The organism is Streptomyces sp. SAJ15, from assembly GCF_007595705.1.
Taxonomy (GTDB): Bacteria; Actinomycetota; Actinomycetes; order Streptomycetales; family Streptomycetaceae; genus Streptomyces.
In genome coordinates, this window is the sequence record NZ_NISY01000001.1 from 1,199,106 (window position 1) to 1,220,343 (window position 21,238).

Annotated in this window: 18 protein-coding genes; 11 read left to right on the plus strand and 7 right to left on the minus strand. The window is 72.2% G+C overall.

Translation table 11 applies throughout. The features are described 5' to 3' along the window. Window positions 1-115: 115 nt before the first annotated feature. Together CD790_RS05260 and CD790_RS05265 are read right to left on the minus strand one after the other, a co-directional pair. Entirely contained in the window at window positions 116-1,477 is a 1,362-nt protein-coding gene (locus tag CD790_RS05260; RefSeq protein ID WP_144381743.1) for an aspartate aminotransferase family protein, read from the minus strand. Window positions 1,478-1,479: 2 nt separating this feature from the next. Then, window positions 1,480-1,953 carry an Lrp/AsnC family transcriptional regulator gene (locus tag CD790_RS05265; protein WP_144381744.1) on the minus strand — a complete coding sequence of 158 codons (474 nt, stop codon included), beginning with the start codon at window positions 1,951-1,953 and terminating at the stop codon, window positions 1,480-1,482. A gap of 179 nt (window positions 1,954-2,132) precedes the next feature. Here CD790_RS05265 and CD790_RS05270 point away from each other — a divergent pair, with 179 nt between their 5' ends. Further along, window positions 2,133-3,587 (plus strand): gamma-aminobutyraldehyde dehydrogenase, encoded by a 1,455-nt coding sequence (locus tag CD790_RS05270; protein WP_144381931.1) that lies wholly within the window; start codon window positions 2,133-2,135, stop codon window positions 3,585-3,587. Window positions 3,588-3,715: 128 nt separating this feature from the next. After that, entirely contained in the window at window positions 3,716-4,990 is a 1,275-nt protein-coding gene (locus CD790_RS05275; protein ID WP_144381745.1) for a spermidine/putrescine ABC transporter substrate-binding protein, read from the plus strand. 60 nt (window positions 4,991-5,050) lie between these two features. On the opposite strand, the gene CD790_RS05280 is transcribed toward CD790_RS05275, so the two are convergent. The 3 genes from CD790_RS05280 to CD790_RS05290 form a co-directional block, all read right to left on the minus strand. After that, window positions 5,051-6,628 carry a M4 family metallopeptidase gene (locus tag CD790_RS05280; protein WP_260867320.1) on the minus strand — a complete coding sequence of 526 codons (1,578 nt, stop codon included), beginning with the start codon at window positions 6,626-6,628 and terminating at the stop codon, window positions 5,051-5,053. Window positions 6,629-7,149: 521 nt separating this feature from the next. Then, window positions 7,150-7,839: a glycerophosphodiester phosphodiesterase gene (locus CD790_RS05285; protein ID WP_144381747.1), complete on the minus strand. Its 690-nt coding sequence runs from the start codon at window positions 7,837-7,839 to the stop codon at window positions 7,150-7,152. Beyond that, a complete protein-coding gene (locus CD790_RS05290; protein ID WP_399216961.1) occupies window positions 7,836-8,906 on the minus strand; it encodes an adenosine deaminase in 1,071 nt (356 codons plus the stop codon). The genes CD790_RS05285 and CD790_RS05290 overlap by 4 nt, the downstream gene beginning before the upstream one ends. 904 nt (window positions 8,907-9,810) lie before the next feature. On the opposite strand from CD790_RS05290, the gene CD790_RS05295 reads away from it, so the two are divergent. Together CD790_RS05295 and CD790_RS05300 are read left to right on the plus strand one after the other, a co-directional pair. After that, window positions 9,811-10,467, plus strand: coding sequence for a DUF4190 domain-containing protein (locus CD790_RS05295; RefSeq protein ID WP_186318866.1), 657 nt, complete (start codon window positions 9,811-9,813; stop codon window positions 10,465-10,467). Between the two features lie 206 nt (window positions 10,468-10,673). Further along, entirely contained in the window at window positions 10,674-11,171 is a 498-nt protein-coding gene (locus CD790_RS05300; protein WP_144381750.1) for a DUF4190 domain-containing protein, read from the plus strand. 96 nt (window positions 11,172-11,267) lie between these two features. On the opposite strand, the gene CD790_RS05305 is transcribed toward CD790_RS05300, so the two are convergent. Then, complete coding sequence (locus CD790_RS05305; RefSeq protein ID WP_186318867.1) at window positions 11,268-11,840, minus strand: NADAR family protein; 573 nt, start codon at window positions 11,838-11,840, stop codon at window positions 11,268-11,270. 224 nt (window positions 11,841-12,064) lie between these two features. Here CD790_RS05305 and CD790_RS05310 point away from each other — a divergent pair, with 224 nt between their 5' ends. The 7 genes from CD790_RS05310 to CD790_RS05340 all read left to right on the plus strand — a co-directional run bounded on the left by CD790_RS05310 (window position 12,065) and on the right by CD790_RS05340 (window position 20,073). Continuing rightward, window positions 12,065-13,600 carry a gamma-aminobutyraldehyde dehydrogenase gene (locus CD790_RS05310; RefSeq protein ID WP_144381752.1) on the plus strand — a complete coding sequence of 512 codons (1,536 nt, stop codon included), beginning with the start codon at window positions 12,065-12,067 and terminating at the stop codon, window positions 13,598-13,600. Between the two features lie 205 nt (window positions 13,601-13,805). After that, on the plus strand, window positions 13,806-15,056 hold the full coding sequence (locus tag CD790_RS05315; protein WP_144381753.1) for a PotD/PotF family extracellular solute-binding protein: 1,251 nt from the start codon (window positions 13,806-13,808) through the stop codon (window positions 15,054-15,056). Between the two features lie 29 nt (window positions 15,057-15,085). Then, the gene (locus tag CD790_RS05320) at window positions 15,086-16,240 is read left to right on the plus strand and encodes an ABC transporter ATP-binding protein (protein ID WP_144381754.1); all 1,155 of its coding nucleotides are present in this window, start codon (window positions 15,086-15,088) and stop codon (window positions 16,238-16,240) included. A gap of 2 nt (window positions 16,241-16,242) precedes the next feature. Then, window positions 16,243-17,166 carry an ABC transporter permease gene (locus CD790_RS05325; protein WP_399216996.1) on the plus strand — a complete coding sequence of 308 codons (924 nt, stop codon included), beginning with the start codon at window positions 16,243-16,245 and terminating at the stop codon, window positions 17,164-17,166. Beyond that, window positions 17,166-17,999 (plus strand): ABC transporter permease, encoded by an 834-nt coding sequence (locus CD790_RS05330; RefSeq protein WP_144381756.1) that lies wholly within the window; start codon window positions 17,166-17,168, stop codon window positions 17,997-17,999. The genes CD790_RS05325 and CD790_RS05330 overlap by 1 nt, the downstream gene beginning before the upstream one ends. Window positions 18,000-18,004: 5 nt before the next feature. Further along, window positions 18,005-19,417 carry an FAD-binding oxidoreductase gene (locus CD790_RS05335; RefSeq protein ID WP_144381757.1) on the plus strand — a complete coding sequence of 471 codons (1,413 nt, stop codon included), beginning with the start codon at window positions 18,005-18,007 and terminating at the stop codon, window positions 19,415-19,417. A gap of 176 nt (window positions 19,418-19,593) precedes the next feature. After that, window positions 19,594-20,073 (plus strand): hypothetical protein, encoded by a 480-nt coding sequence (locus CD790_RS05340; RefSeq protein WP_313956469.1) that lies wholly within the window; start codon window positions 19,594-19,596, stop codon window positions 20,071-20,073. Between the two features lie 32 nt (window positions 20,074-20,105). On the opposite strand, the gene CD790_RS35525 is transcribed toward CD790_RS05340, so the two are convergent. Next, the gene (locus tag CD790_RS35525) at window positions 20,106-20,975 is read right to left on the minus strand and encodes a phosphatase PAP2 family protein (RefSeq protein ID WP_313956471.1); all 870 of its coding nucleotides are present in this window, start codon (window positions 20,973-20,975) and stop codon (window positions 20,106-20,108) included. Between the last annotated feature and the right edge of the window lie 263 nt (window positions 20,976-21,238).

A 21,238-nucleotide genomic window follows, 5' to 3' on the forward strand; every position in this document is an offset into this window, starting at 1 on the left:
CGTAGGGGGCGAGCACCCATGGGTGCTCGCCCCCTACCCCCGCTCCCCGCGCTCGCCCCGGTGCCGGTCCCGTGCCCGTGGGACCGGCACCGCGGCGCGTCGACGGGACCGTCCGTCAGAGCTTCGTCCACGCCTCCGTCAGCACGCCGCGCAGCACCTGCTCGATCTCGTCGAACTGCCGCTGGTCGGCGATCAGCGGCGGGGCGAGCTGGACGACCGGGTCGCCGCGGTCGTCGGCGCGGCAGTACAGGCCGTTCTCGAAGAGGGCCTTGGAGAGGAAGCCGTACAGGACGCGCTCGGTCTCCTCCGCGTCGAAGGACTCCTTGGTGGCCTTGTCCTTCACCAGCTCGATGCCGTAGAAGTAGCCGTTTCCGCGGACGTCGCCGACGATCGGCAGGTCGTGGAGGCGCTGGAGGGTGGAGAGGAAGGCGCTCTCGTTGTCCAGCACGTGCTGGTTGAGGCCCTCGCGCTCGAAGATGTCGAGGTTGGCCAGGCCCACCGCGGCGGAGACCGGGTGGCCGCCGAAGGTGTAGCCGTGCAGGAAGGTGTTGTCGCCGGAGTAGAACGGCTCCGCGATCCGGTCGGAGACGATGCAGGCGCCGATGGGGGAGTAGCCCGAGGTCATGCCCTTGGCGCAGGTGATCATGTCCGGGACGTAGCCGAACTTGTCACAGGCGAAGATCGTGCCCAGTCGGCCGAAGGCGCAGATGACCTCGTCGGAGACGAGCAGCACGTCGTACTTGTCGCAGATCTCGCGGACCCGCTGGAAGTAGCCGGGCGGCGGCGGGAAGCAGCCGCCGGCGTTCTGCACCGGCTCCAGGAAGACGGCCGCGACGGTGTCCGGGCCCTCGAAGAGGATCTCCTGCTCGATCTGGTCGGCGGCCCAGCGGCCGAAGGCCGCGGGGTCGTCCCCGAAGATCGGCGCGCGGTAGATGTTGGTGTTGGGGACCTTGTGCGCGCCGGGGACCAGCGGCTCGAAGGGGGCCTTCAGCCCGGGCAGGCCGGTGATGGAGAGCGCGCCCTGGGGGGTGCCGTGGTAGGCGACCGCGCGGGAGATGACCTTGTACTTGGTCGGCTTGCCCTGGAGCTTGAAGTACTGCTTGGCCAACTTCCAGGCGGTCTCCACGGCCTCGCCGCCGCCGGTGGTGAAGAAGACCTTGTTGAGGTCGCCGGGGGCGTAGTCGGCCAGCCGTTCGGCGAGCTCCACCGCCTTGGGGTGGGCATAGCTCCACACCGGGAAGAAGGCGAGGTCCTGGGCCTGCTTGTAGGCGGTCTCGGCGAGCTCGACCCGTCCGTGACCGGCGTTGACCACGAACAGCCCGGCGAGGCCGTCGATGTACCGCTTGCCCTTGTCGTCGTAGATGTAGCAGCCCTCGCCGCGCACGATGGTGGGCACGGGGGCGTTCTCGTACGACGACATGCGGGTGAAGTGCATCCACAGGTGGTCGTAGGCCGTCTTGGACAGGTCGGCGCTCATGGCTATCGCGTTCCCCAGGTGTAGGTCTGCTTCCGGAGCTTGAGGTAGACGAAGCTCTCGGTGGAGCGCACGCCGGGCAGCGTGCGGATCCGCTTGTTGATGGTCTCGAGGAGGTGGTCGTCGTCCTCGCAGACGATCTCGATGAGGAGATCGAAGGAGCCCGCGGTCACCACCACGTACTCGACCTCGTCCATGGCGGTCAGCGCGTCCGCCACCGGATCGAGGTCGCCCTCGACGTTGATGCCGACCATCGCCTGCCGCCGGAACCCCACGGTGAGGGGGTCGGTGACCGCGACGATCTGCATCGCGCCCTGGTCGAGCAGCTTCTGCACGCGCTGCCGTACGGCCGCCTCGGACAGGCCCACGGCCTTGCCGATGGCGGCGTAGGACCGTCGGCCGTCCTCCTGGAGCTGCTCGATGATCGCCAGGGAGACGGAGTCGATCGACGGCGTGCCGTTCTTGTCAGGTGTGGCCACGTCCTCACTGTGCACGAGAAGTCAGCAGTCTCGCAACCCCTGGACATATGAAATTCGTTGTCCCACGGACCAGATTTCACGGATTCCGTAGTTGTGGCCCGGCGGGTATGTTGAATGCGTCGCCTGGCCGACTAGTGTGGGTGTCTCACCCATCGGACATCTGACTTGGAGGGGTGGCAGTGACCACCGAGCTGCGTCGTCTGCGCAACTACATCGACGGAGAATTCCGGGACGCCGCGGACGGGCGGACCACGGAGGTGGTCAACCCGGCCACGGGCGAGGCGTACGCCACCGCACCGCTGTCCGGCGCGGCCGACGTCGACGCCGCCATGGCCGCCGCCGCGGCCGCCTTCCCCGCCTGGCGCGACCTGGTACCGGGCGAGCGCCAGAAGGTGCTGCTCAAGATCGCCGACGCCTTCGAGGCGCGGGCCGAGGAGCTCATCGCGGCCGAGTCCGAGAACACCGGCAAGCCGCTGGGCCTCACGCGGAGCGAGGAGCTCCCGCCCATGGTCGACCAGATCCGGTTCTTCGCGGGCGCGGCCCGGATGCTGGAGGGCCGCTCGGCCGGCGAGTACATGAACGGGATGACCTCCATCATCCGCCGCGAGCCGGTCGGCGTCTGCGCGCAGGTCGCCCCCTGGAACTACCCGATGATGATGGCCGTGTGGAAGTTCGCCCCGGCGCTCGCCGCGGGCAACACCGTCGTCATCAAGCCGTCCGACACCACCCCGGCCTCCACCGTGCTCATCGCCGAGATCATCGGCGGGGTGCTCGCGGAGCTCGGCCACCCGCAGGGCGTCTTCAACGTCATCTGCGGCGACCGCGAGACCGGCCGGCTCATGGTCGAGCACTCGGTGCCCGCCATGGCCTCCATCACCGGTTCGGTGCGGGCCGGCATGCAGGTCGCCGAGAGCGCGGCCAAGGACGTCAAGCGGGTCCACCTCGAGCTCGGCGGCAAGGCCCCGGTCGTGGTCTTCGAGGACGCCGACATCGCCAAGGCGGTCGAGGACATCTCCGTGGCCGGCTTCTTCAACGCCGGCCAGGACTGCACCGCGGCCACCCGCGTGCTGGTCCACGAGTCCATCCACGACGAGTTCGTGGCGGCGCTGGGCAAGGCCGCGGCCGAGACCCGGACCGGCGCCCCGGACGACGAGGACGTGCTCTACGGCCCGCTGAACAACGCCAACCAGCTGGCACAGGTCAGCGGCTTCATCGACCGGCTGCCGGCGCACGCCAAGGTCGAGGCGGGCGGCCACCGCGTCGGCGACAAGGGCTACTTCTACGCCCCCACCGTCGTCTCGGGCCTCAAGCAGGACGACGAGATCGTCCAGCAGGAGGTCTTCGGCCCGGTGATCACCGTCCAGTCCTTCAGCGACGAGGACCAGGCCGTCTCCTACGCCAACGGCGTCGAGTACGCGCTGGCCTCCTCGGTGTGGACCAAGGACCACGCCCGCGCGATGCGCATGTCCAAGGCGCTCGACTTCGGCTGCGTGTGGATCAACACCCACATCCCGCTGGTCGCCGAGATGCCGCACGGCGGCTTCAAGAAGTCCGGCTACGGCAAGGACCTGTCGGCGTACGGCTTCGAGGACTACACGCGCATCAAGCACGTGATGACCTCGCTCGACGGCTGACGAGACGACACGCCGACCGACGGCCGGTCCCGACCGGCCGTCGCCTGACGGTGTGGAGCGGGCGGAGGGGGCCGGGCCGACGATCCGTCGGTTGCCTCCTCCGCCCCTCGCGTATCAAGGTGTTCCGCATGCCAGCGCTTAACCGCCCCACGCCCTCCCGCCGCGGGCTCTTCGGCCGTGGGGCCCCCGACCTCGCGGCTCCGGGCCTGCGAGCCCCCGGCCGTGGGCTCTCCCGTCGCGGGTTCCTCCGCTCCTCCGGCGCGGCGGGGCTCACCGCCGCCCTCGCCGCCGCGACCGCCGGGTGCGGGGTGCCCGCCGCCTACGTGGAGCCGGGCGACCGCGCCGCCCGCGACCGGTCCGCCCAGGAGAAGCGGCTGACCTTCGCCAACTGGCCGCTCTACATCGACGTCGACGACGCGGACGAGCGCAAGCGGCCCACGCTGGACGCCTTCGAGGAGCGCACCGGGATATCCGTCGACTACGTCGAGGAGATCAACGACAACGACGAGTTCTTCGGGAAGATCAGCCCGGCGCTGATGAACCACCAGGACACCGGCCGGGACATCGTCGTCATCAGCGACTGGATGTGTGCCCGGTACGTCCGCCTCGGCTGGGTCCAGGAGATGGACCGGCCCCACCAGCCCAACGTCGAGAAGTACCTGGACCCGCTGCTGCGCAAGCCGGCCTTCGACCCCGGCCGTCGGCAGAGCGTGCCCTGGCAGTCCGGGATCACCGGCATCGCCTACGACCGCAGGCGGCTCGGGCGCGAGATCCGGAGCACCGCCGACCTGTGGCACTCCGACCTCCGCGGCCGGGTCACCCTGCTGTCCGGGCTCGACGAGGCGTTCACCCTGCTCATGCAGGGCGACGGGGTGGACGTCACCCGCTGGACGGCCGACGACTTCCACCGGATGACCGACCAGCTGCGCCGCCTGGTGGACCGCGGCCACATCCGCCGGTTCACCGGCAACGACTATCTGAAGGACCTGTCCAGCGGCGACGTGCTCGCCTGCCAGGCGTACTCCGGCGACATCATCCAGCTCCAGGCCGACAACCCGGACATCGAGTTCGTGGTGCCCGAGGAGGGCGCCGAGTTGTGGGCGGAGAGCATGATGATCCCCAACCGGGCGCGCCACAAGCGCAACGCCGAGCGGCTCATCGACTACTACTACGAGCCGGAGGTCGCCGCCGAGCTCGCGGCCTGGGTCAACTACGTCTGCCCGGTGCCGGCCGCGCGCGACATCCTCGCCTCCGCCAAGGACGCGGAGACCGCCGAGCTCGCCGAGAACCCGCTGATCTTCCCCGACGACGCGATGCGCGGGCGGCTGGCGGTGGCCCGCGACATCACGTCGGCGGAGCGCGGGGACTTCGCGCGGGAGTGGAACTCGATCGTGGGGCTGTAGCCCTACGCGGCGGCGCACGGCCGAGAACCCGGACCCCGGCCCTGTGCCCGGCGCCTGCCTCTACCTCACGTTGACGGCGGCCCAGGCGGCCGCGACGCCGCCGTACGGGGCGCTGCCCTGCCCGTAGAGGTCGGCCGCGGCGCGCAGGGTGGCGGCGCGGGCGGCCCGGTAGTCGGTGGTGGAGGTCATGTAGACGGTCAGCGCCCGGTACCAGATCTTCTCGGCGGCGGCCCGGCCGATGCCGGTCACCGGCACGCCGTCGAAGGTCGGGCTGTCGTACGCGACCCCGTTGATCACCTTCCGCCCGCTGCCCTCGGCGAGCAGATAGAAGAAGTGGTCGGCGACGCCCGACGAGTGATGGACGTCGATGGAGCCGATGCCGGGGTACCAGTGGTCCTTGGACCGCCCGTCCCGGGAGGGCCGGTCCATGGACCGCAGCGGAGTCCCGTCGGCGCTGAGCTTCTCGCCGATGAGGTAGTCGCCCGGGTCGTACGGGTTGGCCGCGTGGAACTCCACGGAGGCGGCGAAGATGTCGCTCGTGCCCTCGTTCAGCCCGCCCGCCTCCGCGCTGAACAGCAGGTTCGCGGTGGCCGAGGTGACGCCGTGGGACATCTCGTGCGCGGCCACGTCGATACTGGTCGGCGGGCGGGAGCCGCCGCCGTCGCCGTAGGTCATGCAGAAGCAGCTGTCCTGCCAGAACGCGTTGACGTAGCCGTTGCCGTAGTTGACCCGGCTGGTGCCGGCCCGGCCGTCGTTCCTGATGCCGTTCCGGCCGTGCACGTACGAGAAGTAGTCCCAGGTGACCGCGTGCCCGTAGTGGGCGTCCACGCCCGTGCGCTGGCTGACGTGGTCCCAGACGTCGTCGAGGTCGGACATCGGGACGCAGGCGCCCGAGGTCTGCCGGCGCAGATCGCAGGTGCGGTGGTTGCCGCGCTTGGGGTCGACCAGCTCATGGCGGCGGGTCGTGCCGTTGTACGTGGTGTCCAGGCCGACGGGACCGCTGTAGGTGCTGATCCCGGTGCCGTTGCGCACCGCCTGGTAGCGGAACAGCTCCTTCCCGGTGGTCGCGTCGCCGATCACATGCAGCTCGCTCGGCGAGCCGTCGGGCCGCCGCCCGGTGGCCACCGACTCCCAGGCCAGGGCGGACCGGCCGGCGGCGGCCCAGACCACCAGCCGTGGCGCGCGGTCCGCGCGGACCCTCGAGTCGCCCTCCGCCGCGGCGGCGCCGAGCGCGGCCCGCCGCGCGGTGGCGGGGGTGCGGACGGGAGTGGTGGTGGGAACCGCGATGGCGGCGGCCGAGGCACGGGTCACCGTGGTGCGCCCGCCGGCCGCGCGGTGCTCGACCAGATCCCCGCCGAGGACCGGGAGGCCGCCGAAGGTGCGCTGGTAGCGGGTGTGCCGCGCGCCGTCGGCGTCCTCGACCACGTCGACGGCGATCAGCTTCTCGCGCGGACCCAGGCCGAGCCGGTCGGCCGTGGCCGCGCCGGCGGCCTGGGCGTCCGCGATCAGGGCGGTCCGCTGCGCGGGGGCGAGCGGGACGGCCTCGGCGCCGACGGGTGTCGCGCGCCGCGCGCCGGCGGCGCCCGCCGCGCCACCCTGCGCTCCGCTGAAGATCAGCGCGCTCGCGGCGGCGAGCACGAGGGCTGCGGTGCTTCCCCGCCGCGCCGCACCCCGCCGTGGACGCGGTAACCGGGGGCGGGCGGTGGGGGGTGTGGGTGATGACATCGACGACAGACTCCCTCTGTGGCGGCCGTGCCGAAGAGCTGCTGGACGTCAGCGAGCATGGCACCGTTCCGCGCTACGTGGCAGGGGCACGACAGCTTCCGCTCGTGACCCCCGCGCGCCGCGGGCACCGGCCTTCCGGAGGCCCGGTACCCCGGCCGCGGACCGGCCCCGGCCGTCACGTCGGTGGCGGTGCGCGGAGGCTGTCGTCCGGCATGGGCGGCGGGGCGAGGGCGCGTGGGTGCGGGCTCTGCGGAGAGGGCGGCGCGGTGTGCCGTGCGATGGTGCGATGGGCGCCGTGGGCTTACGGGGGCGGGCGCGGGTTCTGCGGAGAGGACGGCGCGGTGTGCCGGGCGGTGGTGTAGCCCTGCGAGGGTGGGCGTGGGCGCCGTGGGCGCCGTGGGCGTCGGCCCGCGGCGGCGTCGTGGGCCGCTCGCTCAGCGGCGCGTGGCCAGCAGCGCGCACAGCGCGCCGACCCGGTTGGTGGTGATCGCGTCGACGCCGACGGTCAGCAGCCGGGACATCGACCAACGGGTGTCCGCGGTCCACGCGGAGACCAGCAGCCCGTCCGCGTGGTTGCGGTCCACCAGCGCGCGGGAGAGCAGCCCGAAGCGGTAGTTGATCCAGCGCGGGCGCAACTCGGCGAGCAGGGTGGGGCGCGGCGGGGCCAGGGTGGTCCAGGTCAGGGCCAGCTCGGCGGCCGGGTCCGCGCGGCGTACGGCGCGCATCGCGGCCACCGAGCCGCAGTAGTAGACCCGGTCGGCCGCCCCGCTCTCACGCGCCCCGGCCACGGCGGCGGACGCCGCCGCCGCGTCGGGCAGGTCGACGAGGGTGCGCACCGACTCCGTGAGGGCCAGCGCCTCGTGCAGGGTGGGCACCCCGCCGCCGGTCAGCCCGCGCACCTCGGCGGCGGAGAGACGGGCCAGCGGGCGGTCCTGGCGCCACAGCCGCTCCAGCGTGGCGTCGTGCAGCAGCACCGGCACCCCGTCGCGGGTCAGCCGCACATCGATCTCCACCGCCTGGGCACCCGCGCGCACCGCCGAGCGGATCGAGGGCAGGGTGTTCTCCCGCTGGACGTACGGGTCGCCGCGGTGCCCGACGGCGTGGCAGCCGGCCGTGGCCGTCACCCCGCCGCGCTCGCGGTGTAGGCGTCGATCTCCGCCGTCAGCCGCGCCTTGGCCGGCTCGTCCAGGAAGGACGCCGTCACGGCGTTCTTGGCCAGCGCCGCCACGCCTGCCGCGTCCAGGTCCAACAGCCGGGCGGCGACCGCGTACTCGGTGTTGAGGTCGGTGCCGAACATCGGCGGGTCGTCGCTGTTGACGGTGACCAGGACGTCGGCCTCGACCATCTGCTTGATCGGGTGCTCGTCGAGCGTGGCCACCGCGCGGGTGGCGATGTTCGAGGTCGGGCAGACCTCCAGCGGGATGCGGTGCTCGGCCAGGTGCGCCAGCAGCCTGGGGTCCCGCACGGCGCTGGTGCCGTGGCCGATGCGCTCCGCGCGGAGCTCGGTGAGCGCGTCCCAGATGGTCTGCGGACCGGTCGTCTCGCCCGCGTGCGGCACGCTGTGCAGGCCGGCCGCGATGGCGCGGTCGAAGTACGGCTTGAACTGGGGGCGCGGCACGCCGATCTCGGGACCGCCGAGACCGAAGCTCACCAGCCCCTCGGGGCGCAGCTCGGTGGCGATCCGCGCCGTCTCCTCGGCCGACTCCAGGCCCGCCTCGCCGGGGATGTCGAAGCACCAGCGCAGCACCACGCCCAGCTCGGACTCGGCCGACTTGCGGGCGTCCTCGATCGCCTCGACGAACGCGGCGTCCGGGATGCCCCGCCGGGTCGAGCTGTACGGGGTGACGGTCAGCTCGGCGTACCGGATGTTCTGCCGCGCCATGTCGCGAGCGACCTCGTACGTCAGCAGCCGCACGTCCTCGGCGTCGCGGATCAGGTCCACCACGGACAGGTAGACCTCGATGAAGTGCGCGAAGTCCTTGAAGACGAAGAAGTCCGCCAGCGCCTCGGGGTCGGTGGGCACCCGGGAGTCGGGGTGCCGCGCGGCCAACTCGGCGACGATGCGGGGGGAGGCGGACCCGACGTGGTGGACGTGCAGCTCGGCCTTCGGCATGCCGGCGATGAAGGCGTTGAGGTCGGTCATCGGATCCCTCCTGAGGACGGGCCGCCGCGCGCGGCGGGCTCCGAACATCGTAGATGGGTGGCGGCGCCCGGTGAGAGGGAGGCCGTAGCATGGCCGGCACCGCATCGCGTGGGGGAGAACCATGGCCGAGCAGCCCGAGCAGCAACCGTCACAGCAGCCGCAGCGGTCGGCTCCGGGGGCGGATACCACCGCGCCGGCCGAGCCTTCGCCGGGCTCCCCGCCCGAGCCTTCGCCGGGCTCCCCGCCGGAGACGGCGCCACCGTCCGACGCGACCGGCTCGCGACCCTCGCCCGACGCGCCCACGCCGTCGACCGGTGTCGACGCCGGGGCGCCGGCCTCGGCGGCCGAGGGGCCGGAGGGCTCGCCGTCGTCCGCCGTCGCGTCGGCGGACTCAGCCGACGCGGGATCCGCTGCCGCGGCGGCCGCCGAGGAGGACACGGCGGTGGGGGCCGCGCCGGAGTCGGGGCCGTCCGGGGGCCCGGCGCCCGTGGCGTCGGCACCGGCGACGACGTCCGACACCGTCGCCGGTCCGGCTCGCTCGGTGCCCTCTCCCGCATCGGCGCCCGAGGCGACCCCCGTGGCGGCGAAGGCCGAGGAAACGTCGTATGCCGGCTCCGCGGAGGACCGCGTGTCGCCCGCCGCTCCCTCGTCCCCTTCCGGGGCGGGGCGCGAGCGGGATCCGTGGGCGGCGCCGGAACGGCCGGTGGCGCTGAGCAAGTCCGAGGCGCCGGGCAGGCCGGAGCGGGCGACCGCCCCGACCGCGGCGGCGGGGATCGTCCCGGCGGGGGGGATCGCCGCGCAGGCCGCCCCGCCGGCCATGCCCCCGGCGCCGCCGGTGGCCGCGCCTGCCCCGCCTTTCGTGCCGCCCGCCCGTAGCGGCGCCCCCGGGGCCGCCGCGCGGCCGGGAGCGGGCGGTGTGCCTCCCGTGCCGCCTCCGCCGGGGGGTGTCCCCGTGGCCGGGCCGCCGCCGGGCACGATCGGCATGCCGACGGTGCCGGGTGCGCCACCGGCCGGGGGCGCTCCCGTCCCGCCACCCCCACAGGCGCCGACCGGGCCCGGCACCCCCAGCGCGTACCCGACCGGGCCGTACGGATACCCCGGCCCCGGCCCTGGCCCCGGGCCGGCTGGATACCTCCCGCAGCAGGGGTACGGACACGGCGGTTACGGGCACCACCCGACCTATCCGCCCGCGCCGGCGCCCTACGGCTACCCCGGCTCTCCGTACGGTCCGGGGTGGGGCGCCGGCCCGTACCTGCCGGACAACGGGCAGGGAACGGCGGCCCTGGTGCTGGGCATCGTGGGCGCCGTGCTGTTCGTGAGCGTGGTCTTCGGCGCGATCCTCGGCATCCTGGCGATCGTCTTCGGCACGCTCGGCCGGGCCAAGGCGGCGCGCGGCCAGGCGACCAACGGCAGCCAGGCGCTGGCCGGGATCATCCTCGGCGTGTGCGCCGTGATCGCCAGCCTGATCATGCTGTTCGTCTACATCGAGGCCGAGGACGACGAGGAGGACGACCCCTACGCGCGCACCACCGTCGTGCGGGTGGAGTCCTTCGACGCTTCGAACGCGTCCGAGCGCGGCTCGGTAGCGTGGGTCGACCGTCCGTACTAGCTCGCCGACGGCACCGACGGCACCGACGGCCCGGGGCCTGGCCCCGGGCCAGCACCCCGGGCGTCAGGCTGGCCGCGTCCCCCGCTTCCCCCGGCATCACATCCAGGGCCTGTTCTGGCATCCGGAACCGACAGTGCCGTCGAGCTGACTGAAGGTGACTTCACCCCATAGCATTGCGCGACGCAAACATGGAGGGGAAACCACGCATGTCCAGCAACACCCCCAGCCAGCCCGGCTATGACCCGAACGCCTTAGGCGGCCACCCCCAGACCCCGTACGCCACCGCCCCGCAGCAGCCGCCGGCCCCGCCCCAGGGGTACCCCGGCGCCCCTGGCAACGGCTACCCCGGCGCCCCCGGCAACGGATACCCCGTCGCCCCGCCCGCCGGGCCCTACCCCGGATACCCGGGATACCCCGGTGGCGCCGTGATGCCGATGCAGCAGAGCAACGGCATGGGCACGGCCGCGCTGGTGTGCGGCATCATCGGCCTGGTCTGCGGGATCACCTACTTCTTGTGGGTCTTCGCCGTCATCCTCGGCATCCTGGCGATCATCTTCGGTGCCGTCGGCAAGGGCAAGGCCAAGCGCGGTGAGGCCGGCAACGCCGGCTCGGCGACCGCGGGTCTGGTCTGCGGGATCATCGGCATGGTCATCCCGTTCCTCTACCTCGCCGCGCTGGGCGCGGCCATCGACTCGGTCTTCTGACAGACCTTCTGACGACTGTCCGGCAGACCTGCCGACAGACGCCGTCGATCTCTCGGGCCCCGGCCCGGGCCCCGGGCCCGTACTCTTCCCGAGCTCCTAGGCCGCCGTCCCCGACTCCGCCGCGAGCCGGCGGCGGGCCTCCATCAGGGCGAAGCCGAGCAGGTTGAGCCCGCGCCAGTGTTCGGGGGAGTGCGCGCGCTCGTCGTCGGCCGCCAGCCCGATGCCCCAGATCCGGTCCATCGGGCTGGCCTCGACCAGGACGCGGTCGCCGGTCGACAGCAGGAAGGCCCGCAGCTCGGGGTCGTGTCGGAACTTGTGGACGCTGCCCTCGACCACGATGGCGTAGCGCTCGCGCCGCCACACCGCCTCGTCGAAGCCGCGCACCAGTCGCCCCGCCTTCTTCGCCAGGGCGGGGTTGGCGGCGTCAAGGGCGTGCCGCTCGGCCTCGGCGTCCCCGAAGAGCCGCGCCTTGGCGGCCATCATCCAGTGCTCCGCCGTCGCGTAGGAGACGCCGTCGACGGTGAAGGGGGACGGCCACCACTGGCTGAGGCAGCTCGGGCCCACGCGGCCGTCGCGGCGCGGGGTGTGGCCCCAGAAGTGCAGGTACTTCACGCGCTCGCCCGAGAGCACCCGCTCCAGCAGGGCGTCCTTGGAGTCGATGATCGTCATGCGGATGAGTCTGGCATCCGCCACTGACACTCCGTAACGGGATTTCCGCCGCGGCCCGACACAGTGGCGGACGCGATCACGGCCCCTCGATAGATTTCGTCGCGTAACCAAAAGGCAACAACGGAATCACTTGTTGAAGGGGATTCCCTCTGTCAGGATCGGCACTCAATTCGAGCTGGAGCTACGCCGGCACCTCAGGGACGGGGACGGCGGAGGAGAGCGTGATGGGCGACCAGGACAACCGCTTCCAGGCACAGAACGACGTACAGGACCGCTTCGCCGCCGGCGCGCAGTACATCGGCGGCGCCCTGCGTGCCGGCACCTCCGGCCGCCGGCACGCGGTCGTCGACCCGGCGAGCGGCGAGGAGGTCTACGGCTACGAGCTGGCGGGCCCCGCCGACGTGGACGCGGCGGTCGCCGCCGCGCGGGAGGCGTTCCCCGGCTGGGCGGGCGCCACCCCGGGCGAGCGGTCCGACGCACTGCACCGCTTCGCCGCCGTCCTGGCCGACCGGGCCGGGGAGTTGGCCAGAGCCGAGTCGTTGCAGTGCGGCAAGCCGATCAAGCTCTCCACCGAGTTCGACGTCCCCGGCACCGTCGACAACACCGCCTTCTTCGCGGGGGCCGCGCGCCACCTGGAGGGCAGGTCGGCGGGCGAGTACAGCGGCGACCACACCTCCTACGTACGCCGCGAGCCCATCGGCGTGGTCGGCTCCATCGCCCCCTGGAACTACCCGTTGCAGATGGCGGCCTGGAAGATCCTCCCGGCCGTGGCCGCGGGCAACACCGTGGTCCTCAAGCCCGCCGAGCTGACCCCGCTCACCTCGCTGATGTTCGCCCAGGCGGCGACCGAGGCGGGCATTCCGGACGGCGTCGTCAACATCGTCACCGGCGCGGGCAAGGAGGCCGGTGAGCACCTCGTCGGCCACCCGGACGTCGCCATGACCTCCTTCACCGGGTCCACCGCGGTCGGCAGGCGGGTCGCGGAGCTCGCCACCGCCACCGTCAAACGGCTCCATCTGGAGCTCGGCGGCAAGGCCCCCTTCGTGGTCTTCGACGACGCCGACCTGGAGGCCGCCGCGCACGGCGCGGTCGCCGGAGCCCTCATCAACACCGGCCAGGACTGCACCGCCGCCACCCGCGCCTACGTCCAGCGGCCGCTGTACGACGCCTTCGTCGCCGCCGTCGCCGACCTGATGGCGAGCGTGCGCCTGGGCGACCCGTTCGACCCGCACACCGACCTGGGCCCGCTGATCTCGCACGCCCAGCGTGACCGCGTCGCCGGCTTCGTGGACCGGGCCCGGGCGTACGCCACCGTGGTCACCGGCGGCGAGGCCCCGCGGGACGAACTCGCCAAGGGCGCGTACTACCGGCCGACCCTGATCACCGGGGCCCCGCAGGACAGCGAGGTGGTGCGGTCCGAGATCTTCGGGCCGGTGCTGGTGGTGCTGCCCTTCGACGCCGACGACGAGGGGCTGGCGCTCGCCAACGACACCCCGTACGGCCTCGCCGCCTCCGCCTGGAGCCGCGACGTCTACCGCGCCGGACGCGCCACCCGGGAGATCAAGGCCGGCTGTGTCTGGGTCAACGACCACATCCCGATCATCAGCGAGATGCCGCACGGCGGCTACCGCGCCTCCGGCTTCGGCAAGGACATGTCGGCCTACTCCTTCGAGGAGTACACGCAGGTCAAGCACGTCATGTACGACAACACGGCGATCGCCAGGAAGGACTGGCACCGCACCATCTTCGGGGACCGCTGAGAAGTTCGGTGACGTCGGTCGCGGTTCGGCGGGGCCTGACGGGGCGCGGGGCCGAGTGAGACACACGGCTCCCGCCGCGTGGGCACGCCCCGCCCCAACGGGCCCGCAGACGACCGACGGCCCAGCACCGAACCTCCCACGGAGCGCTCAGGCACCACACCACCCCACCGGCTGACCACCGGCCCGACCCCAGAGAGGGCACAGCATGGAGCAGGATCAGCACGGGCCGGAGAGCCTGTCCCCGCCCCAGATCGCCGCCATGCGGCGCAGCCTCACCCGCGGCCGCATGGCGATGACCCGGCGCTCCCTCATGCGCGCCGGTGGCACCGGACTCCTCGCCGTCGGCGGGCTCGGCACCCTGAGCGGCTGCGGCATCCCGGCCGCCACCCGCGCCGGGGCCGGCCCCTCCGACGACCACTCCGACCGGGAGAAGCGGCTCTCCTTCTCCAACTGGACGCAGTACATCGACGTCAGCGACGACAACAAGCACTATCCGACCCTGGAGGGGTTCGAACGCCGCACCGGCATCGCGGTGAAGTACACCGAGGACATCAACGACAACGTCGAGTTCTTCGGGAAGCTCAAGCCGCAGCTGGCGGCGGGGCAGGACACCGGCCGTGACCTGATCTGCGTCACCGACTGGATGGCCGGCCGGATGATCCGGCTGGGCTGGATGCAGCAGCTGGACCCGGCCAACCTGCCGCACGCCTACGCCAACCTCTCGGCCCAGTTCCGCAGCCCCGACTGGGACCCCGGCCGGGCCCACTCCTACACGTGGACCGGCATCCCCGCCGTCATCGCGTACAACGAGAAGGCCACCGGCGGGAAGAAGGTCGACTCGATCTCCCAGCTCCTGGAGGACCCCGAGCTCAAGGGCCGGGTCGCGATGCTCACCGAGATGCGCGACACCATGGGGCTGACCCTGCTCGACATGGGCAAGAAGCCCGAGAGCTGCACGGCAGACGACTTCGACGCCGCCATCGCCCGCGTCCAGAAGGCCGTCGACAGGGGCCAGATCCGCCGCTTCACCGGCAACGACTACACCAACGACCTGGACAAGGGCGACATCGCCGCCTGTGTCGCCTGGGCCGGCGACCTCATCCAGCTGCAGGCGGACAACCCCGCCATCAAGTTCGCCATCCCGGACAGCGGCTACATGATCTCCACCGACAACCTGCTGGTGCCGAGCGGGGCGCGACACAAGAAGAACGCCGAGCGGCTCATCGACTACTTCTACGAGCCCGAGGTCGCCGCCCGGCTCGCCGCCTGGATCAACTATGTCTGTCCGGTGGAGGGGGTCCGCGAGGAGCTTGCGAAAATCGACCCGGACCTGGCCGAGAACCCGCTGATCCTTCCCACCGGGGAGATGGCCGCCACGTCGCACGCCTTCCGCTCGCTCAGCAGCAAGGAAGAGACGGCGTTCGAGGACAAGTTCGCGAAGCTCATCGGCGCCTGACAACGCCAGACAACGGAGAGATGCCACTCATGACACCACCGGCCCCCTCCGGCGGCGATGTCCGCCTCACCGGGATCAGCAAGACCTACGGCTCCTTCACCGCCGTGCACCCCCTCGACCTGACCATCCCCGCCGGCTCCTTCTTCGCGCTGCTGGGCGCGTCCGGCTGCGGCAAGACCACCACCCTGCGCATGATCGCGGGACTGGAGGACCCCAGCACCGGAACGGTCGAGCTCGCGGGCCAGGACGTCACCGCCCTGCCGCCGTACAAGCGCCCGGTCAACACCGTCTTCCAGAGCTATGCGCTCTTCCCGCACCTGGACATCTACGAGAACGTCGCCTTCGGGCTGCGCCGCCGCGGCGTCAAGTCGGTGAAGAAGCAGGTCCACGAGATGCTGGAGCTGGTCCAGCTCGGCGACTTCGCGCGCCGCAAGCCGCACCAGCTCTCCGGCGGCCAGCAGCAGCGCGTCGCCGTCGCCCGGGCGCTGATCAACCACCCGCGGGTGCTGCTGCTGGACGAGCCGCTGGGGGCCCTGGACCTGAAGCTGCGCCGGCAGATGCAGCTGGAGCTCAAGCGCATCCAGACCGAGGTGGGCATCACCTTCGTCCACGTCACCCACGACCAGGAAGAGGCCATGACCATGGCCGACACCGTCGCGGTGATGAACGGCGGCCGGGTCGAGCAGCTGGGCGCCCCCGCCGAGCTCTACGAGAACCCGCGCACCACCTTCGTCGCCAACTTCCTGGGCACCTCCAACCTGATCGCCGCGTCCGTGACCGACAAGTCCGGCGGCGACCTGGTGGTACGGGCCGCCGACGCCACCCTCCGACTGCCGGCGGAGCGCTGCACCACCACCGCCCGCACCGGCGACAAGGTGCTGGTCGGCATACGCCCGGAGAAGATCTCGCTGACCCACGCGGACGCCGCCGACACCATCGCCAGGGGGGGCAACCAGGTCCGCGGCACGATCAGCGACTCCAGCTTCATCGGCGTCTCCACCCAGTACGTCATCGACAGCCCGGCCTGCCCCGCGCTCTCCGTCTACGAGCAGAACATCGAGCGGGACCCGCGGCTCGTACCCGGCGCCGAGGTCGTCCTGCACTGGAACCCGCGGCACACCTTCGGCCTCGACGCCGACCAGGACATCGAGGCCGGCACGGACGTGGACGAGGAGGTCTCGTGAGCGTGACCACCGACGCCCCGCCACCGCTCGACACGCCGCCCCTCAAGGTGCGCAAGCCCGCCACCCGCAAGCGCCTGGTGCCCTACTGGCTGCTGCTGCCGGGCATCCTGTGGCTGCTGGTCTTCTTCGCCGCCCCGCTCGTCTACCAGGCGTCGACCTCGCTCCAGACCGGCTCGCTGGAGGAGGGCTTCAAGGTCACCTGGCACGTCCAGACCTACTGGGACGCGCTGACCGAGTACTACCCGCAGTTCCTCCGCTCGGTGCTCTACGCGGCCTCCGCCACCCTCGGCTGTCTGCTGCTCGGCTACCCGCTGGCGTATGTGATCGCCTTCAAGGCGGGCCGCTGGCGAAACGTCCTGATGATCCTGGTGATCGCCCCGTTCTTCACCAGCTTCCTCATCCGCACCCTGGCCTGGAAGACGATCCTCTCCGACAGCGGCACCGTCGTCTCCGTGCTCAACTCGCTGCACGTGCTCGACGTGACCAGCTGGCTCGGGCTCACCGAGGGGGAGCGGGTGCTGGCCACGCCGCTGGCGGTGGTCTGCGGGCTGACGTACAACTTCCTGCCCTTCATGATCCTGCCGCTCTACACCTCGCTGGAGCGCATCGACGGCCGGCTGCACGAGGCCGCCGGGGACCTGTACGCCCGGCCCTTCACCACCTTCCGCAAGGTGACCTTCCCGCTGTCGATGCCCGGCGTGGTGGCCGGCACCCTGCTCACCTTCATCCCGGCCGCCGGCGACTACATCAACGCCGAGCTGCTGGGCTCCGCCGACCAGAAGATGGTCGGCAACGTCATCCAGTCGCAGTTCCTGCGGGTCCTGGACTACCCGACGGCGGCCGCGCTGTCCTTCATCCTCATGGCGGCGATCCTCGCGATGGTCACCGTCTACATCCGCAAGTCCGGGACGGAGGACCTGGTCTGATGAGCCCCACGACTCCCACGGCGGCCGGGGGACCGCTGACCGCCCTCAGCCGCTGGCTGCGCCGCAACCTCGTGGTGCTGGCGGGCCTGGCCACCCTCGCCTATCTGCTCCTCCCCAACCTCGTCGTCCTGGTCTTCTCCTTCAACAAGCCCAACGGCCGGTTCAACTACGCCTGGCAGCGGTTCTCCACCGACGCCTGGACCGACCCGTGCGGGGTCGCCGGCCTCTGCGGCTCGCTCGCGCTCAGCCTGAAGATCGCCATATGGGCGACCATCGGCGCCACCGTCCTCGGCACGATGATCGCCTTCGCACTGGCCCGCTACCGCTTCCGGGCCCGCTCCGCCGTCAGCAGCCTGATCTTCCTGCCGATGGCGATGCCCGAGGTGGTGATGGCCGCCTCGCTGGCCACCCTCTTCCTCAACATGGGCGTCGACTTCGGCTTCTGGACCATCCTCATCGCGCACATCATGTTCTGCCTCAGCTTCGTGGTGACCGCCGTCAAGGCGCGCGTGATGAGCATGGACCCGCGGCTGGAGCAGGCCGCCCAGGACCTCTACGCCAGCCCGGTGCAGACCTTCCTGCGGGTCACCCTGCCCATCGCCGCCCCCGGCATCGCCGCCGGCGCGCTGCTGTCCTTCGCGCTCTCCTTCGACGACTTCATCATCACGAACTTCAACGCCGGATCCACCGTGACCTTCCCCATGTTCGTGTGGGGATCGGCACAGCGCGGCACCCCGGTCCAGATCAACGTGATCGGGACCGCGATGTTCGCGATCGCCGTGCTGTGCGTACTCGTCGGCCAACTGGCCGGCTCTCGCCGCAAAAGGAGCTGAGAATCATGGCCTCAGCAGCCATGAACTTTGTCCGAAGCCTCTCCGACGCTGAACCCAGGCCCTACTGGCTCGACGACCCCGGCCGGCCCAAGGCCCAGCCCGCCCTCGTCGGCGACGAGCAGTGCGACCTGCTCGTCGTCGGCGGCGGCTACAGCGGTCTGTGGACCGCCCTGCTCGCCAAGGAGCGCGACCCCGACCGGGACGTCGTCCTGGTCGAGGGCGAGGAGGTCGGCTGGGCCGCCTCCGGTCGCAACGGCGGCTTCTGCGCCGCCTCCCTCACCCACGGCCTGGGCAACGGCCTGAGCCGCTGGCCCGACGAGCTCAAGGAGCTGGAGCGGCTCGGCCACGCCAACCTCGACGAGATCCAGGACACCCTCACCCGCTACGCCGTCGACTGCGACTTCGAGCGCACCGGCGAGATCGACATCGCCACCGAGCCGCACCAGGTCGAGGAGCTCCGCGAGGCCGCCGCCGACATCGAGCGGCTGGGCCTGGGCGGACACGAGTTCCTGGACCGCGACGCGCTGCGCGCCGAGGTCGACTCGCCGACCTTCCTCGCCGGGCTCTGGAACCGCGACGGCGTGGCCATGCTGCACCCCGCCAAGCTCGCCTGGGGCCTGAAGCGGGCCTGCCTGGACCTGGGGGTGCGGATCTACGAGCACACCCGCGCCGGACGCCCCGTCACCTCCGGCGGTGGAGCGACCGTCAGGACGCCCTACGGACGCGTCCGAGCCCGCCGCGTCGCGCTGGGCACCAACGCCTTCCCCTCCCCGGTGCGGCGCGTCCGCCCGTACGTCGTGCCCGTCTACGACCACGCGCTGATGACCGAGCCGCTGACCGAGGAGCAGCTCGCGGCCATCGGCTGGAAGCGCCGCCAGGGGCTCAGCGACTACGCCAACCACTTCCACTACTTCCGGATCACCGCCGACCGCCGCATCCTGTGGGGCGGCTACGACATCGTCTACCGCTTCGGCGGCGGAGTGCGGGCCGAGTACGACTACCACCCGGACACCTACCGGACCCTGGCCGAACACTTCTTCCGCTGCTTCCCCCAGCTGGAAGGGGTGCGCTTCAGCCACGCCTGGGGCGGCGCGATCGACACCTGCTCCCGCTTCTCCGCCTTCTTCGGAACGGCCCACAGCGGGCGCGTGGCCTACGCCCTCGGCTACACCGGCCTCGGCGTGGGCGCCACCCGCTTCGGCGCCAACGTGATGCTCGACCTGCTGGACGGCCGACAGACCGAGCGCACCCGGCTGGAGATGGTCCGCACGAAGCCGCTGCCGTTCCCGCCGGAGCCGCTGCGCTGGGCGGGCATCGGCATCACCCAGTGGTCGATGACCCGCGCCGACCAGCGGGGCGGGCGGCGGAACCTGTGGCTGAAGGCGATGGACAAGGCGGGACTCGGCTTCGACAGCTGAGCCGACGGACGGCCCCTCCCGGCCGGCACCCGCCACACGCCGGTAGGCGGTGGCCGTGTGCGCCACGTCACTACCAACGGGTAGCCATAACGCCGTAAGGATCCGCGTCGCCCCGCTTCTCCTCCCGTGAACACGCCACGCGCGCCACGGCGCGCCGACGGACGGAGAGGAACGACGTGAGCGACGAAGCGGCTACCGGCGACACGGGCGGCGGCGTGGGGCGGCTGGACGCCCTGGAGTGGCTGGCCTCCGCCGCCCCCGACCCCGGAGCCTGCCGATGGGAGTGGGAGCGTCACCCGCTGGGGGTGGCGTTACTCCCCGCCGGCAGACTCTGGGACGTCCTGATCCTGCCGGGCCGGCTGGGCATGGCGGCGCTGGACGTGCTCCAGCGCCGCCCCGACCGACCCGGCCCGGTGATCGGCGCCTACCACGACGCACGGGTGGGCTTCCTCGTCCCGGTGGGCACCACCGACCACTGGGTGGGCACCGGCGTGCGCGGCGCCGGCGCCGGCAGCTGGGTGGTGGTCCCGCATCCGGGGCGGCCCCATGGCGGGGTGCGCTGGCTGGTGCCGCCGGACGGCTCCGGCCGACTCACCGACCCCGGCGCCCTCGAACTGGCCATGCATGAGGCGACCCTGCGCCTCACCCGGCGGTAAGAACGGCTGCCCCCGGTTTGCCCGGTGCCTGGTCAGCGGTCCGGCCGCTCCTCCCGCCGGCGGCGCGGCGAGCGGGTCGTCACCATGAGGACGGCCGAGAGCAGCACGCCGGACAGGCACCAGCCGCCGACCACGTCCAGCGGCCAGTGGTAGCCGCGCAGCACCAGGCCGACCCCCACGCCGACGTTGACCACCGCCACCACGACGGCCGCGGCCACGGCGGCGGCCAGGGGCCGGCGGCGGCGTGGGGCGGGGGAGCGTTCGGAGCACCCCAGCAGGAGCAGCGCGGCCGCCCCGTAGGCGAGCGCGGCGGTGGCGGCATGGCCGGAGGGATAGAAGCCGTCCGTGCCCGCGAGTGGTCCCGGCGGTGCCGGCCGGGCGAGCAGCGTCTTCACCGGTGCGACGAGGGCCGGCACCAAGGCCATGGCCAGAGCCGCCGCGAGAGGCGGCAGCCACCAGGGGCGTCGTCCTACGGCGTGTGTCCCCCGTACGGCGGGCGTCCTTCGTAGCGAGGGTCCGTCCCCTCCGCCGGACGCGTCCCCTTCGGCGGACGCCCCCGGTACGGCGGCCGACCCCGGGGCGTCGGGCGCTCGCCGTACGGATGCTGCGTCCGCCGGTGGCGGGGCCGCGGGGGTCGTCTCCACAGGAGGTGTGTTCGCGGTGGGCGGGCCCCCTACCGTCCCCGGGCTCCGTCCGGCGTGGCGACGGCCCCGCCAGGCCGCGTAGGCGATCGCCACTCCGAGTACGGGCAGGGCGACGGTGGTGTTGCCGAGGTCGGCGAGGATCTCCGCGAGGGAAGCGGGGAGCAGCCGGCCGCGCGCGCCGGATCCGATGTGCTCGTCGAGCTCGCGCAGGGGCCCCTGGGCGGCCACCTGCCAGGTCACGATCACGAAGAGAAGCACACAGAGCGTGAGCAGAACAGCCGGCGACCCCGGAACAGGGGGGGTAGTTCCGGGGCCGCCGACGCGACCGGTGTGCCGCGCGCCCCGGGGGGTTTGGGGCGGGCGGCCGTCCGATCGGTGAGGAGATCCAGAGCCGAGGGCTCCAGTGGTGTGCGCGAGGGCACGGCCGGGTCGGAGCTGGGGAAGCACCGGCTCGGCGTCGCTCGCAGTCCCCTGCGAGCGGGGTGTTTCTCTCATCTGCAGAAACCGTACGGCAGCGAGCG

Bases quoted from the DNA above. Each gene is read 5' to 3' on its own strand.
- CD790_RS05315 (WP_144381753.1), top strand. From the start codon at position 13,806: ATGGAGCAGGATCAGCACGGGCCGGAGAGCCTGTCCCCGCCCCAGATC.
- CD790_RS05260 (WP_144381743.1), bottom strand. From the start codon at position 1,477: ATGAGCGCCGACCTGTCCAAGACGGCCTACGACCACCTGTGGATGCAC.
- CD790_RS05320 (WP_144381754.1), top strand. From the start codon at position 15,086: ATGACACCACCGGCCCCCTCCGGCGGCGATGTCCGCCTCACCGGGATC.
- CD790_RS05275 (WP_144381745.1), top strand. From the start codon at position 3,716: ATGCCAGCGCTTAACCGCCCCACGCCCTCCCGCCGCGGGCTCTTCGGC.
- CD790_RS05305 (WP_186318867.1), bottom strand. From the start codon at position 11,840: ATGACGATCATCGACTCCAAGGACGCCCTGCTGGAGCGGGTGCTCTCG.
- CD790_RS05310 (WP_144381752.1), top strand. From the start codon at position 12,065: ATGGGCGACCAGGACAACCGCTTCCAGGCACAGAACGACGTACAGGAC.
- CD790_RS05300 (WP_144381750.1), top strand. From the start codon at position 10,674: ATGTCCAGCAACACCCCCAGCCAGCCCGGCTATGACCCGAACGCCTTA.
- CD790_RS05290 (WP_399216961.1), bottom strand. From the start codon at position 8,906: ATGTTCGGAGCCCGCCGCGCGCGGCGGCCCGTCCTCAGGAGGGATCCG.
- CD790_RS05330 (WP_144381756.1), top strand. From the start codon at position 17,166: ATGAGCCCCACGACTCCCACGGCGGCCGGGGGACCGCTGACCGCCCTC.
- CD790_RS05335 (WP_144381757.1), top strand. From the start codon at position 18,005: ATGGCCTCAGCAGCCATGAACTTTGTCCGAAGCCTCTCCGACGCTGAA.